At 70.4% G+C, this 15,766-nt stretch carries 7 protein-coding genes; all 7 read right to left on the bottom strand.

The genetic code is table 11. The annotated features are described in order from the left end of the window. Positions 1-4 precede the first annotated feature (4 nt). On the bottom strand, positions 5-7,255 hold the full coding sequence (locus EJ913_RS19300) for a non-ribosomal peptide synthetase (RefSeq protein WP_211099007.1): 7,251 nt from the start codon (positions 7,253-7,255) through the stop codon (positions 5-7). Positions 7,256-7,322: 67 nt separating this feature from the next. Next, positions 7,323-7,529, bottom strand: a complete 207-nt coding sequence (locus EJ913_RS19295) for an MbtH family protein (protein WP_127000857.1) — start codon at positions 7,527-7,529, stop codon at positions 7,323-7,325. A 12-nt stretch (positions 7,530-7,541) separates the two neighbouring features. Beyond that, on the bottom strand, positions 7,542-8,327 hold the full coding sequence (dhbA, locus tag EJ913_RS19290; RefSeq protein ID WP_244939418.1) for a 2,3-dihydro-2,3-dihydroxybenzoate dehydrogenase: 786 nt from the start codon (positions 8,325-8,327) through the stop codon (positions 7,542-7,544). Between the two features lie 5 nt (positions 8,328-8,332). Next, positions 8,333-9,199, bottom strand: coding sequence for an isochorismatase family protein (locus EJ913_RS19285; protein WP_127000855.1), 867 nt, complete (start codon positions 9,197-9,199; stop codon positions 8,333-8,335). A 13-nt stretch (positions 9,200-9,212) separates the two neighbouring features. After that, complete coding sequence (locus EJ913_RS19280) at positions 9,213-10,901, bottom strand: (2,3-dihydroxybenzoyl)adenylate synthase (protein WP_127000853.1); 1,689 nt, start codon at positions 10,899-10,901, stop codon at positions 9,213-9,215. Then, positions 10,898-12,139, bottom strand: coding sequence for an isochorismate synthase (locus EJ913_RS19275; RefSeq protein ID WP_127000851.1), 1,242 nt, complete (start codon positions 12,137-12,139; stop codon positions 10,898-10,900). Before EJ913_RS19275 ends, EJ913_RS19280 begins: the two co-directional genes overlap by 4 nt. Before the next feature lie 419 nt (positions 12,140-12,558). Next, positions 12,559-15,765: an efflux RND transporter permease subunit gene (locus EJ913_RS19270; RefSeq protein ID WP_127000849.1), complete on the bottom strand. Its 3,207-nt coding sequence runs from the start codon at positions 15,763-15,765 to the stop codon at positions 12,559-12,561. Position 15,766: the final 1 nt, after the last annotated feature.

The raw sequence follows: 15,766 nt of genomic DNA, 5'->3' as shown, positions 1-15,766 counted from the left end.
GTCGTTATCCCGCAATCCGTTCCACCGCAAGCCGTGCCGGCCGGTCGGCGCCGGCCGTGTTCCGGCCCTGTCCAGCCGCCTCGATGACCGCGTTCAGCAGCGGCCCGACGATTTGCAGCGACGACGGCGAGAGGATGTCCTCGTGCGAGCAATGCGCCAGCCGGTGGACGTCCAGCCGCGCCACCCGGCCCGTCCAGGAGCCTTCCGGGTCGATCTCCTCCGGGATGGATTTCTCGGCGACGAACAGGGTCAGCGCGCCGTCGAAGTTTGGGGTGCGCGCCTTGGACAGCAGTTTCACGGCGTCGGTGTAGTTGGCGAAGATGTGGCCGAACATCTCCTCCTTCTCGCGCCGCAGGGATTCGTCCATCACGTCGGCCATGGCGTCGTTGATGAACTGCTCCTGCTCGCGCTCGGCGCCGAGGTTGGCGTCCTCGCGGCCGAGGCCGCTCCAGTCATGCGCCTCCGCCGGGTAGGTGTCGAGCAGGCCCAGGAAATTCACCGTCTCCCCCAACTGCCGCAGCCGCACCGCCAGCCCGTAGGCGACCGTCCCGCCCAGCGAATAACCCAGCAGGTAATAGGGTCCATGCGGCTGGACCTCGCGCAGGATGGCGAGCTGGCGGTCCCAGACCTCCTCCATGCTGTCGCTCAGCGCGACCGGGCCGTTGGGACGCGGCGATTGCAGGCCGATGATCGGCATGCCGTTCCTGAGGTAGCGCGACAGCACGCTGTACTGCCACGCGATGCCCGACCCCGGATAGACGCAGATCAGCGGCGGACCGCTGCCCTCGCGCAGCCGGATGACCAGCTCGAAGCCGTCCTTGGCGAGGCCGCTCACCAGCTCGCCCTTGGCCAGATGCCCGGCCAGCTTGGCGACGGTCGGCGTCACCATGATCTGGCCGACGGCGATCTGGCGCTTGAGATCGCCCCGGATCCGGGCCGCCAGACGCATCGCCAGCAGCGAATGGCCGCCGATGGCGAAGAAATCGTCGTCGGCGCCGACGCGCTCCAGCCCCAGCAGCTCGGCGAAGATCGCCGCCAGCCGGCTCTCCAGCCCCGGTGCCGGGGGCCGTCCGGCGTCGCGGGCCGGCAGCGCGCCGCCGGGGGAGGGCAGGGCCTTGCGGTCCAGCTTGCCGTTGGCCGACAGGGGCAGCGTGTCCAAGTGGACGTAGGCGACCGGCACCATGTGCGCCGGCAGCGTCGTGGCGAGCGCGGTCTTGACGGCGTCCGGATCCGCCGGCCTGTGGCCGGATGCCGGGACCAGATAGGCGACGAGCTGCCGCTCGTCCATGCCGGGCGCGGCCTTGCGTCTGTCGCCGAGAACGACGGCGTGGACGACCGCGTGCTCGATACCGGGCAGGCGTTCGATTTGGTTCTCGATCTCGCCCAGTTCGACGCGCTGGCCCCGGATCTTGATCTGGTGGTCGCTGCGGCCGAGATACTCGACCGCGCCGTCGGGCAGCCAGCGGGCCAGATCGCCGGTGCGGTACATGCGCGCGCCAGAGTCGAACGGATCGGCGACGAAGCGCGACGCGGTCAGATCCGGCCGCCCGAGATAGCCGATGGCGAGCTGCGCGCCGCACAGGTACAGCTCGCCGCCCACCCCGATGGGAACCGGGCGCAGCGCGTGGTCGAGGATGCGCAGCTGGGTGTTCCACACCGGCCGCCCGATCGGCACCCCGGCGCCGCCCTGGGACAGGTCGCCGAAGGCCGGGGCGTGGGTGACGTCCACCGCCGCCTCCGTCGGTCCGTAGAGGTTGTGCAGCTCCGCCGTGAAGCGGCCGGAGAATTCGCGGGCCAGCGTCTTGCCCAGCGCCTCGCCGCTGCAAAAGACACGGCTCAGGCTGGCGCAGACGGGGGCGTCGGAGCCGAATTGCTCGATGACCGTGGCGGTGAAGATCGCCAGCATCGAGGGCACGAAATGCAGGGTGGTCACGCGGTGGCGGTCGATGAGATCGACCAGCGCCGCCGGGTCGCGGTGCGCGTCGGGTGGCGCCATCACCAGCCGCGCCCCGACCATGAAGGACCAAAAGAACTCCCACACCGACACGTCGAAGCCGCAGGGCGTCTTCTGCAGGATCACGTCGTCGGCCGTCAGTGGGTATTCGTGCTGCATCCATAGGATGCGATTGACGATGGCGCCGTGCGAGACCGCCACCCCCTTCGGCCGTCCGGTGGTGCCGGAGGTGTAGATGACGTAGGCGGGATGGTCCGTCGTCAGCCCGTTGTCGGGAACCGCTTCCATGCCGTCGCCGCTTCCCTCGATCAAGGCGTCGAAGGCCAGCACCGGCACGGCGTCGCCGAACAGGCCGCGCGTGGCGGCATCGGTGACCAGCGCCCTGGGCTTGGCGTCGTCCAGCATGAAGCCCAGCCGTTCGGCCGGGTAGCCGAGGTCGAGCGGCAGATACGCCGCCCCGGCCTCGACCACCGCCAGCAGGGCGAGGCTCAGCCGCGCCGAACGCGGCAGGCCGACCGCCACCACGTCGCCGGGCCGCACGCCCGCCGCCCGCAGCCGCCGGGCCAGATCCGCCACCTGATGCCGAACCGCGCGGAAGGTCAGGCTGTGCTCCGCGTCGATCAGCGCCACCGCGTCCGGTGTCCGCGCGGCCTGGGCGACCAACGTGTCGCGCAGCGTCACGGCCGGCAGTGCCCGCGCGGTGTCGTTCACCGCCGCCAGGAAGCGGCGCTCCTCGTCGGTCTGCAAGGGGATGGCGGCGACGGGGCGCTCGGGCTGCTCGATCAGGCCCGTCAGCAGGCCGAGCAGGCGGTCGGCCAGCCGGCGCGGGTCGGGCAGGGCGCCGCGATTCTCGACCAGCAGGGTCAGCTCCTCGCCCGGCAGCACCAGAAGGGCCAGCGGGTAATGGCTGTAACCCCGGTTGTGGATGCCGCGCACCGCGACGCCGTCCAGGTCGTGGCCGAGGTAATCGCTGTCCGGGTAGTTCTCGACCACCAGCAGGCTGTCGAACAGGGTGGCGCCGCCCGCCAGGGCCTGGATGTCGCCCAGCCCCAGCCCGTCGTTCTCCATCAGTTCGATGTGGCGGTCCTGCATCGCGGGCATCTGCGCCCACAAGGAGGTTTCGGGACGCAGGCGGACGCGGACTGGGATGGTGTTGAGGAACAGCCCGACCTGCTCGGCGATGCCCTCGACCGCGCCCGAGCGCCCGGAGATCGGCGTGCCGAACACCACGTCCTCGCGCCCGGCCATGGAGCCCAGCACCAAGCCCCAGACCGCCTGCATCACCACGTTCAGGGTCAGGCCGTCGCGCCGGATCCGGGCCAGCAGCGCCCCGGTCGTCGCCTTCGGCAACCGCACCTCGCACTCCTCCACGCCGCCGGTGGCGGCGGTCCGGTCGAACAGCACGGTGGGGGTGACGCCGTCGAGCGCGCGCGCCCACACCGCCCGGCTCGGTTCGGGATCGCGGGCGGCGAGCTGGCCGATCACCGCCGGGTAATCGACGGCCAGCGGCGGCAGGCGGTCGGCGGACTCACCATACGCCTTCAGCAGGTCGCGCAGGATCAGCGGCGTCGACCAGCCGTCCACCACCAGATGGTGGATGGCGATCAGCAGCGCGCAACGGCCCTCCCCGCGCCGGATCAGCGCCGCGTTCAGCAGCGAACGGAAGCGCGGGGCGAGGTAGTCCCGCCCGACGATGTCGGCCTCGATCCGGGCCATCTCCGCCGTTTGCGCGGCGTCGTCCAGCCCGGCGAGGTCGTGCTCCTCCCACGGCCAAAGGTGTTTTTCCCCGGTGGGCAGCGCCGGCATCAGGAAGATCGGCTCGTCCCGCCCGTCCTCCCGCCCGCCCATGTCGAACAGCCCGCCCAACTGCGGGTAGCGGCGCAGCACCGCGTCGAAGGCGTTGCGCAGCCGCTCCACGTCGAGCGGGCCTTCGAGGTCGAGCCGGGTGAAGGAATTGTAGACGCTGGCCCGGTCGCCGAGCTGGGTGTGGAACAGCATGCCCTTTTGCAGCGGCAGCACGGGAACCACCGCCGCGACGGCGCCGTAGCGGGCTTCCAACGCGCCCAGATCCGCGAGTGGCGCGACGGCGAGGGCGGTCGGCGCTGTTCCTGCGGCCGGTTCGAAGCGCGTCAGCGCCAGGGCCATGCGCCGGGGATCGCGCCCGGTGAAGACGTCGCGCGGGCGCAGCTGGTAGCCCCGCGCCCGCAGCGCGCTGCCCAGCGCGATGGCGGTGATGCTGTCGCCGCCGAGCGCGAAGAAGTCGGCCTCCGCGCCGACGGCGGGCAGCTTCAGCACCGTCGCCATGGCTTGGCAGAGGATGGTTTCCTCAAGCGTCGCCGGTTCGGCGTCGCCCTCCGCCGTCATCGGCGGCGGCAGCCGGGCCTTGTCGACCTTGCCGTTCACGTTCAGCGGGAAGGCGCCCAGCACCACCAGGGCGGCGGGCACCATGTAGTCGGGCAGGGTGTCGCGCAGGCCCCGCAGCAGCGCGCGGGCCGCCGGGCCGCGCTCCTCCTCGGCGATTCCGGGGAGGACGCAATAGGCGATCAGCCGGTGGCTGTCGTTCATCGCCTCGGCCAGCACCAGGGCGCTCTCCACGCCGGGGAGCTTTTGCAACGCGCCCTCGATCTCGCCGACCTCGATGCGGTAGCCGCGCACCTTGATCTGGTGGTCGGCGCGGCCGAGGAAATCGACCTGTCCGTCGCCGCTCCAGCGCACCAGATCGCCGGTGCGGTACATGACGGCGCCCGGCTGGAACGGGTCGGCGACGAAGCGCTGCGCGGTCAGATCCGGGCGCCCGAGATAGCCCTTCGCCAGCCCCTTGCCGGCGATGTACAGCTCGCCCACCACCCCGACCGGGACCGGCCGCAGCCGCGCGTCCAGCACGTGGACGCGGACGTTGCCGACCGGGCGGCCGACGACCGGCCGCTCGGACACGGACACCGGCGCCCGCAGCGTGTCGACCGTGTTCTCGGTCGGGCCGTAGAGGTTGCAGGCGTGCAGGTCGGGGTGACGGCGCAGCTCGGCCCACAGCGCGGGCGAGGCGGCCTCGCCGCCGATCAGGATCATCGTCGGGCGGTGGCGGTCGGGCGCCATCAGCCCGCAGGCCAGCATCTGCGCGCAGAAGGAGGGCGGCAGATCCAGCGCGTCGATCCGGCGGCGCTCGACCTCCTGGACCAGCGCGTAGGCGTCGCGCCGCATATCCTCGTCGAAGACGTGCAGCTCCTGGCCCAGCAGCATCCAGAACATCTGGAGCCAGGACGAATCGAAGGAGAAGGAATGGGTGTGGGCGGCGCGCAGCGTCCGTCCGGGACGGCGCTTGGCGAAGGCGGACAGCGCCGGCCCGTAGAGGGTGCCGGTGTGCGACAGCAGCAGGTTCAGCAGGGCGCCATGGGTGTTCATCACGCCCTTGGGCCGTCCGGTGGAGCCCGAGGTGAAGATGACGTAGGCGACCGTCGCCCCGTCCAGCACGCCCCGGCGTTCCGAGGCGGTGACGGGGGCGCCGGACAATTCCTCGCAGGCGGCCATGAACTCCGGGTCGTCCAGCCGCAGGATGTCCAGCCCGGCGGGCAGGCGGCCGGCGACCAGCGACCAGGTCAGGGCGCAGACCGGGCGGGCGTCCTCGCACATCATGGCGAGGCGGTCGGACGGGTAGTCGAGGTCGAGCGGCAGATGGGTGGCGCCGCTCGCCATCACCGCCAGCATCGCCACCACCGTGTCGACCGAGCGCGGCACCGCCACCGCGATCACGTTACCGGTGCCCACGCCGCGCCGGATCAGCGCGCGGGCGACGCGCGAGACGCGGCGCGACAGCTCGGCGAAGCTGAGCGTGGTGTTGCCGAAGACCAGCGCGGTGGCGTCCGGCGTCTCCTGGGCCTGCCGGTACAGCACGTCGATGACGCTCGACGGCCGGGAGGGCGCGTCGAAGACCGGGCCGGCGGACCACGCGGCGATGGCCTCGGCTTCCGCCCTGCCGATCACCGGCATGCGCCCGGCGGGCGTCGCCGGATCGCGCAGGACCGCGTCCAGAAGGCCGTTCAGCCGCTCGGCGTGGCGGGCGAGATCCGCCGTGTCGTAGCGGGTCCGGTCGGCGCGCAGCTCCAGTGTCACTGCCTCGCCCTGGATCAGCACGCCGAACTCGAAATCGTCCACCGGACCGGTCGCCAGATGGTGGGTGACGCCGCCGACGCCCGCGAAGTCCAGGTCGTAGTCGAACATGCGGTAGTTGACGATGGGGCCGTACAGCCCCTTGCCCGAGCCGACGAGGTTCAGGTCGCGCTGGATCCGCTCCGCGTCGTAGCGCTGGTGGCGGCGGGTTTCCTTCAGCGCGGCCCGGATCCGGCCGGCGACGGCGGTCAGGGTCAGCTCGTCCGTCACGTCGATGCGCAGCGGCAGCACGTTGACCACCGGCGCCACCGAATCGATCGCCACCGACCCCATGCGCCGCATGAAGGGGAAGCCGACCACTTGGCGGGATTCACCCGACAGGCGGTAGAGGTAGACGGCGATGGCGGCCATGATCAGGTCGGAGACCGCGACCTTCCCGGCCCCGGCGAGGTCGCGCAGGCCCGCCGCCGTCTCCGGCGCAAGCCGGGCGGCGTGGCCGACGACCTCGGAGGTCGCCTGCTGTTCGGTCGGCTTGCCGCCGCGTGTGGACAGGGTGAAGGGGGCCGGAAGGGTGGCGCAGCAATCCCGCCAGAAGGCGCGGTCTTTCTCGAATCCCGCCGAGGCTTCGTAGGCCCGCTCCTCCTCGACCACCGCCGCGACGGAGACGAAGGGCGATTCCCCGGCCGGCTCATCCCGCATCAGCGCGCCATAGAGGGTGGCGATCCGGCGGGTCAGCGCGTTGAAGCTGAAGCCGTCCAGCATGATGTGGTGGTAGCGCTGGTACCAGAACCAGCGCGGACCCTCCCCGGCGGTCGAGGCGTCGATCAGGATCTGCCGGCACAGCGGGGCGCAACCGTCCGCCGTCAGGTCCTGCGCCAGATCGGCCTCCATGACGGCCCGCGCGACCCCGGCCGGATCCGCCGCCCCCGTCACGTCGAGCCTTTCGGGTTCGGGCACCAGGAGGGCGTCGCCCGGCTCGCGGACCGTCTGGAACGCCGCGCCGTCGCGCTGGGCGTAGGTCGCGGTGACGGTGTCGGCCTCGGCCAGCCCCAGGCGGATCGCGCGGGCCAGCCGGTCCGCATCGACCGCGCCGCGCAGCTCGATGGCGTGGGCGATGACGTAGGCGTTCTTGCGCGTCGCAACCTGATCCGCCAGCCAGATGCCGAGCTGCGTGCCTACCAGGGGAATGTCCCGCATGGCCGTATCCTGTTCCATCATGTCGAGCGAAACCGAGGGGGTGTGGTGTCGAGGCTGGTCGTCGCGCTCAAGCGCCGGCGGGGGTCAGCTCCGTCCAGGACGCCTCGATGTGGGTGAGGCAGGCGACGCGCTCCGCCGGCCCGAAGACCGTCTTCCAGCCGTCCGGGACGGCGGCGAAGACCGGCCACAGGCTGTGCTGGCGCGCGTCGTTGACCAACACCAGGAACGCGTGCCGTTCGTCGTCGAACGGGCTGACATACTGTTCGTTGCTCATGCTTGCCGTTCCTTATTTGCCCAGGGTCGCGCCGCCGTCGACCAGGACGTCCATCATGGTGATGTGGCCGGCGGCGGGGGAGGCGAGGAAGACCACCGTGTTGGCGATGTCCTGCGGGGTCGCCAGCTTGCCCAGCGGAATGCCGATGCGGTGCTGGGCGTGGTTGCCGGCGATGGTGCGCGCGGCGCCGTCGGCGTCCGACCACATGCCGCGCAGCATCGGCGTGTCGGTGGAGCCGGGCGACACCACGTTGCAGCGGATTCCGAAGGGGGCCAGTTCCAGCCCGGCGGTCATGGTCAGGCTGGTCAGCGCCGCCTTGGAGGCGCCGTAGACCGCCATCCGCGCGCGCGGCACATGCGCCGCGTTGGAGGACACGCTGACGATGCAGCCCTTCCCTTGGCGCTTGAGGACGGGAACGACCGCCCGCATCAGGTGGAAGGGGCCGGCGGCGTTGACCGCGAAGCTCTGTTGCCAGTCGTCGAGGCCGAGCGTTTCCAGCGCGCCGAGCCGGAGGATGCCGGCGACGTTGACCAGGGCGTCGATCCCGGTCCCCGCCGCGAACAGCTCCTCGCAGGTGCGGGCGACGGCCTCGGCGTCGGTGACGTCGAGCGCCAGCCGGCGGAACGGGCGCTCCACCGTTTCGTCGTGGCGCAGGTCGAAGCCGATCACCTCGGCGCCCTGCGCCGTGAAGGTCTCCGCCACCGCCAGCCCGATGCCCTGGTTGACGCCGGTCACCCAGACGGTCTGGCCGAGGAAGGCTTGCGCGGTGGTGTGGTCGGTCATGGTGAGGGTCGCCATGGCGATCAGGCCGCGAGCGCTTGGCGGGTTTGCAGCAGGCTCCACCAGCCGTCGATGGTCGGGAACTTCGCCAGTTCGACGAAGCTGACCTCGATCCCGGCCTTCTTCCAGTCGCCGATCAACTGCATCACGGCGATGGAATCCAGGCCGTAATCCATCAGGTTGTCGGTGTCGCCCGGCGTCTCGTCGAGGACGCCGGCGAGCTTGGCGCGCAGGCCCTCCTTCGACAGCATGGGCTCGCCACCCGCCGCCAGAATCTCGCTGGAATGCACGGTGCGGCCCGCGTTGCGCCCGACGTAGCGCAGCGCCATCAGATGGTCCTCGCGGGAGAAGTCGCAGATGGCGTCGGCGACCAGGAACGGCTTGATGCCGCGCATGAAGGCGTCGACCGCCGTCTGCATCACGCCGATGTGGCCGTAGATGCCGCAGATGACCAGCTGGTCGCGCCCGCCCTCCGCCATCGTCTCGGCGAGCGGCGAACGGAAGAAGGCGCTGTAGCGCCACTTGGTCAGCACCGTGTCGTCGGCGTCGGGGGCGAGCGCCGCGACGATGCCGGCCTCCTCGGGCCGGCGGGTCAGCCCCGGACCCCACATGTCGTTCAGCAGGCCGCGGTCGGCGTCGGACTGCTCGGGCGGCTGGGCGGTGTAGACGACCGGCACGCCCAGCGCCTTGCAGCGCGCGCGCAACGTGGCGATGGTCGCGGTGCACTGCGCGATGGCGGGGTTGCCGGCGCCGTAGAACGCCATGAAGTAGTCCTGCATGTCGTGAATCAGCAGCACCGCCTTGGCGGGGTCGAAGGGCCAGGACACCTTGTCGGCCGTCAGGTCGGCGGCGGTCGGCAGGGCGTAGGGGGCGATGGATCGGATGGTCATGGTGGTGTTCCGTTCAGGCCGTCACGGTGGAGCGGACGGGCGCCGCGTTCAGGTCCGGCTGTTCCCGCTTCAGGGTTTCGCGCAGGAGCTGCTTGTCGATCTTGCCGACCGCCGTCTTGGGCAGGGAGTCCACGAAGACGATCTTGTCGGGCATCTTGTAATCGGCCAGGCCGCGCTCCCGCAGGAAGCGGCGCAGGCCGGACGCCTTGGTGCCGGGGGCGGCCAGGACGAAGGCGCAGCTGCGCTCGCCCATCAGGGCGTCGGGCATGGCGACCACGGCGGCGAAGTTCACCTGGGCGTGGCCGGCCAGAACGTCCTCGACCTCCTGCGCGTCGATCTTCTCGCCGCCCCGGTTGATCTGGTCCTTGCTGCGGCCGCAGACGATCAGGTTGCCCTCGGGGGTCCGGCTGACCAGATCGCCGCTGCTGTAGAAGCCCTCGGCGTCGAAGACGCGGGCGTTGTGCAGGTCGGCCTTGTAATAGCCGCGGAAGGTGTAGGGGCCGCGCGTCCACAGCTCCCCCGCCTCGCCGGGGGCGACGGGGTGGCCGGACGGATCCAGGATGCGGATCTCGTCGTCGGGGCTCATCGGGCGGCCCTGCGTGTTGAAGACCGTCCAGGGATCGTCGTCCAGCCGGGTGTAGTTCACCAGCCCCTCGGCCATGCCGAAGACCTGTTGCAGCCGGCAGCCGAGCTCCGCCGGAACCCGCTCCGCGAAGGAGGCGCTGAGCTTGGCGCCGCCGACCTGGACGACCTCCAGGCTGGACAGATCCGCCGCCGTGTGTCCCGCTTCCGCCAGCCACAGCGTCAGCACCGGGGGAACCAGCGCCGCCCAGGTGACGCGGTGGCGTTCGATCAGCGGGAAGCAGGTCGCCGGGCCGGGATCGCCGGCCATCACCACCGTGCCGCCGGCCAGGAACACGCCCAGCGCGCCGGGCGAGCTGAGCGTGAAATTGTGCGGCGCCGGCAGCGCGCAGAGGAAGCGGCAGGTGGCGTCGAGGCCGCAGACCTCCACGCTCTGGCGGACGCTGTAGAGATAGTCGTTGTGCGTGCGGGGGATCAGCTTGGGCGTTCCGGTGCTGCCGCCGGACAGCTGGAAGAAGGCGACGCCCTTGGCGTCGATCGCCCCTTCCGGCCGCCCATCTTCCGCCGCGTCCAACGCCGCGCCGTCCGCCCAGGCGAAGCCGTCCAGGCAATCGTCGTCCGCCGCCTCGTCCAGCAGCAGCACGCGGTTCAGCCCGACGCTGCCGCCGAGTTGTCCGAGCAGCGAGTCGGGGCGTTCGCCGCGCGGATCGGGCTCGACCAGCGCGTGACCGCGCCACAGCACCGCCAGACGCGGCTCGATCTGGCCGGCGTAGGACAACAGCTCGAACGCGCCGTGGTTGTTCAGGGCGTTGACCGGGACGGCGCCGCATTTCAGCAGCGCGAAGAACACCACGTAGAACTCGGCGCGGTTGGGCAACTGCACCAGCGCGGTGTCGCCGGCCCGCAGCCCGCGCCGTTGCAGGGCCCAGGCCAACCGGTCGGACAGCCGGTCCAACGCGGTGTAGGAGAAAGCGCGTTCCCCGCACAGGATGGCGGTGGCCGCCGCCGTCTCGCCTTTGTGGCGGGTGATCACGTCGGTCAGCGGCTCGTCGCGCCAATAGCCCTTGGCGCGGTAGGCGGCGGCGAGGTCGTCCGGCCAGGGGGTGTGGACGACGCTCACGACGCCATCTCCAGCCCGGCCATCTCCGACCCGGCCATCCCCGACCCGGCGGTGGCGACGGCGGCCGACAGCCCGAAGGCGTTCAGCATGGTGGTGAGCTTGGCGGCGGTCTCCTCCCACTCGGCGGCGGGCTTGGAGTCGGCGACGACCCCGGCGCCTGCGTAGAGGCGCAGGTTGCGCCCGCTGGCCAGACCGCAGCGGATGCTCAGCGCCCATTCGCCGTTGCCCTGGCTGTCCATCCAGCCGACCATGCCGCCGTACCAGTTGCGGGCGTAGCCTTCCAGCCGGCCGATGGCGTCGAAGGCCGGATCGGTCGGCGTGCCGCAGATCGCCGGGGTAGGGTGCAGCGCGTGGGCCAGCCGCAGCGACGACACCGACGGATCGGCCAGCTCTCCGGCGATCTCGGTGGACAGGTGCAGCATCGTCGGCGTGCGGATCACGCTCGGCCCTTCGGGCACCGACAGCGTCGCGCAATGGCCCGACAGCGCCTCGCGCACGGCGTCGACGACGTAGCGGTGCTCGGTCTTGTCCTTCTGCGAGCCGAGCAGGGCCTTGACGCGGCGTTCCTCCTCCTCGCGGGACGGGCTGCGCCGGGCGGATCCGGCCAGCGGGTTGCTGACGATGTTGCGGCCGGTCTTGCGAATCAACAGCTCCGGGCTGGCCCCGATCAGCGTCTGGCCGTAGGCGACCGGCACCGAGAACACGAAGGCGCCCGGATTCTGGCGCAGCAGCGCGTGGGCCAGGCTCTGCGGCGCGAACAGGCGGCGTGCCTCGATGTCGAGCGGCCGCGACAACACCACCTTCTTCAACGCGGTCGTCCGGAACAGATCCAGCGCTTGCCCGACCGCCGATTCGTAATGACGCCGATTGATCGTCTCGTGGATGCCCGCGACCTCCAGCGCGGCGCCGTCATCCCCGGCGTCGCGGACGAAGCGGGCGGCGTCGGCGATCTCGTAGCGGCGCGGGATGAACAGCTGGGCCGGTTGCCGGCTGTCGAAGGGCACGGCGCCGACGACGATCGGGTTGTCGACGCCCTTCGCCTTCAAGGCGCGGAAGGCGTTCCGGAGCCGTTCGTCCCAGGCCCCGCCGGTGAAGTCCGGGCTGTTCAGGGCGACGGGCAGCCGCTCGGCGATCCCGAACGACTTCAGCACTTTCCCTTGCGAGGAAAACACAAAGTCCGGGTCCGGCGAATCGCCGTCGGACGGAAAGTCTCCGGCGGAGGGGGAAATGACGTCCATGGGAACCGATCCTTTCGATTGAGTCCCGCAACGGGTTGAACCGTGGATTTTTGCGAAAACCGAACGCCCCTGGCCGGCCGATGCGACACGGGAGGGATCGGGTGAAACTGGCCGGTGGCTGGGAAAAGCCTGCACCGCGACGGCAAGGCACAACTTTTGTTAAGCAAGAGATGACGTGTCAGTGATTCTCATTCGCAATATAAATATTTCCCTCATCGCGTGCAAGAAAATATTTCAGTAACGCAATAGTGTGTATTTTATGTTCTTGAATGGAATTGGGAAATTCTTGGATTTTGAAAATAAAAGATCGTTCTGAAAGGCGATTTTTTTGCCCTTCAGGCTTCCCGGCCCGTTGTTTCCTTCAGCGGCGGCGGAGCGTCGTCCGCCTTCGTGCCGTGTGTGTCGTCAGTGTGGCGTCATCACGCACTCTTCACCGGCGGAAGGCCGCGCGGGCGGAAACTCCGGACCCAGGCCGAACCGCGAAAGACCAGCGACAGGGCGACCGGCAGGACCGTGATCGTCACGAGGCTGGAGAACAGCATGCCGAACAGCACCACCAGCCCAAGGCCCCGGTACAGCTCGGTTCCGGCGCTGGGGATCAGGACCAGCGGGACCAGCCCGAAGATCGTCGTCACCGTGGAGATCATGATCGGGCGCAGGCGCAGGCGCAGCGCCTCCTCGACCGCGTCGGCGATGGCCATGCCCTTGCGGGTCCGGTTCTCGGCGGCGCGCTCGACGATCAGGATCGGGTTGTTGACCACCGCGCCGATCAGCACCAGGAAGCCCAGCATGGTCAGCACGTCGAAGGGCTGCTGCGTCGGTGCCAGCCCGATCAGGTCGAGCCGCGCGCCCAGCGCGTTGAACAGCCACAGGCCGAGCAGCCCGCCGCTGATCCCGGTCGGCACCACCGCCATGATGATCAGCGGGTAGCCCCAGTGGGCGAAGACCGCGACCAGCACCAGATAGGCGATGATCGCCGCCAGCACGAAGCCGCCGGTCATGGCGGCCCGGATCTCCTCCAGCTCGCCGCTGGCCCCGGTGATGCGGGTGGTGATCGCGTCCGGAATGACACCCTCGGTGCGCAGCCCGTCGAGCAGCTTTTCGCGCACCAGCGCGATGCCGGTCTCCAGCGCGACCGAACGCGGCGGCATGATCGTCAGGGTGACGGTGCGCAGGCCGTCGACCCGCGCGATGCTGGACGAGCCGACGGTCTCCCGCAGCTCGGCCAGCGTGGAGATCGGCACCGGCACGCCCTTGCCGGTGTAGAGCGACAGATTCTCGAAATCCTGGCGGTCGCGGTTGGCGTCGGCGGCGACCCTCAGATAGATGTCGAGCTTCTCGTCGTTCAGGATGTACTCGTCGGCGAAGGCGCCGTCCGCGTAGGCGCGCAGCGCGTAGCCGAGTTCGGTCAGGCTGATGCCGAGCTCGCTGGCGCGTTCCCAGTCCGGGTGCAGCTCCAGAAGCGGCTGCGACATGTTGAGCGTCGGCGGCGAGGGATCGCTGTTGACCTGCCCGTTCTCGAACAGCCGGCCCGCGCGGTCCAGCACCGCCAGCGAGGTCGCGTAGAGGGTGCGCAGATCGCCGCCGCTCAGTTCGACCTTGATGGCGCGCGAGCCGCCGCTGTTGCCCGAGAAGATCGACCCGCGCGCGGCGAAGGCCCGCATGCCGGGGACCGCGCGCAGCTTTTCGGTGACGGCCTTGATCAGCGTCTGGGTGTCGGCGGCCGACAGCGGCTCGGTGACGAAGCGCATGAAGCCCGGCCGCACGAAGCTGAGGTTGACCGCCAGCGGGGGCACGCCGTCCACGGTCCCGGACTCCGGCGCGGCGCCGACCCGGCCGCTCAGCGCGGGGTCGATGCCGCGCCAGATCTCCATCATGGTGTTCATGCTGTAGCCGGGCGGGGCCGACACGAAGCTGAAGACCGTGGCCTCCTCGCCCTCGGGCAGGTATTCGGCCGGCGGGACCATCCAGGCGATGATGGCCGCGACCAGCGCGACCGCCGCCGCCATCACCGCCAGCTCGCGGCCCAGCCCGTGCAGCACCCAGCGCACCCCGGCGGCGGTCGCCCCGGTGAAGCCGGCGCCCAGCCGGTCGAGGAGCCGCCCCAGCCGCCCCGGTTCGGGCGCCGCCAGCGGCCAGCGGCTGGCGGCCATGGGAACGATGGTCATGGCGACCAGCATCGACATGACGATGGATCCGGAGATCGCCACCGCGATGTCGGAGTAGAGCTGCCCCGCCTCCCGATCGAGGAGCAGCACCGGCAGGAACACCATGACGGTGGTCAGGGTGGAGGACAGGATCGCCGGCCACACCTCGGTGATGCCGTCGAGCGTCGCGGCAAAGCGCGGCTTGCCCCGGTCGAGATGGCGGCTGATGTTGTCGAGCGCGACGATGCTGTTGTCGAGCGTCATGCCGATGGCGAACGCGATGCCGGACAGCGAGATGACGTTGACGCTGCGCCCGGCCGCCGCCAGCACCAGCAACGTCGCCAGCACGCAGATCGGCATGCCGGCGGCGGCGATCACCGTGGCCGGCAGCGACCGCAGGAACAGCAGCAGCACCAGCGCCGCCAGCCCGCCGCCCAGCACCAGATTCTCGAGGACGTTTCGGATCGATTGCTCCATGTAGCGCACGTCCTCGGACAGCAGCCGCATGGTCAGGCCGCGGTCCTTCAGCGCGTGGCGGTTCAGCTCGTCGGCGGCGGCCAGCACGCTGTCCTTCACCGCGATGACGTTGGCGCCGACCCGCTTGCCGATGCCGATCAGCAGCGCCGGCTTGCCGTCGGCAAAGGCGAGGTTGCGCGGCTCCTCCGTGCCCAGCGTGGCGTGGCCGACGTCGCGCAGACGGATGTGGGCGCCGTTCTCCTGCGCGACGATCAGGTCGTTCAGCGCCTCCAGGTCGCCGAAGCGCCCGATGGTGCGCAGGAAGTAGCGTCGCTTGCCGAACTCCTTGTCGCCGCCCGAGACGTCGCGGTTGCGCAGGCGGATCGCGTCGCGCACGTCGCCGACGTTCAGGCGCCGCGCCGCCAGCTTCAGCGGATCGAGCTGGATGTGGATCTCCTGCGGGGCGCCGCCGATGACGCGGACGTTGGAGACGCCCGGCACCCGCTCCAGCCGGGGGCGCAGCGTGGTCTCGACCCAGTTGGTCTCGCGCTGCACATCCTGCGCATTGGAGGCGGATGCGTCGGGACGGCCCGGAAGTCGCTCGACGCCGAAATACAGAAACGGGTCGTCGGACACCGATTCGGCGACGATGCGCGGCTCGTCCACCGTGTCGGGGTAGCCGGTGACCTGCGACAGCGCGTTGTTGATGCGGATCAGCGCCTCGTTGATGTCGAGGCCGGGCGGGAATTCCAGCTCGACGCTGCCGGTCCCGAACTCGGCGTTGGAGGCGAGGCGGACGAGGCCGGGGATGCGGCGCAGGTGTTTCTCCTGCTCGACCAGGATCTCCTGCTCGACGTCCTGAGGGGTGGCGCCGGGCCACACGGTCTCGACGCTGACCACGCGGGGGCTGACGTCGGGGATCATCTGGATCGGGATGCGGAACACCGACACCGCCCCGAACAGGCAGACGATCAGGATGCCGATCAGGAAGACGATGGGGTTGGCGAGGATCAGACGGAACATC

It is taken from the genome of Azospirillum doebereinerae, assembly GCF_003989665.1.
In the GTDB taxonomy this organism is placed as follows: domain Bacteria; phylum Pseudomonadota; class Alphaproteobacteria; order Azospirillales; family Azospirillaceae; genus Azospirillum; species Azospirillum doebereinerae.
This window is presented reverse-complemented; position numbering and strand designations above follow the sequence as displayed.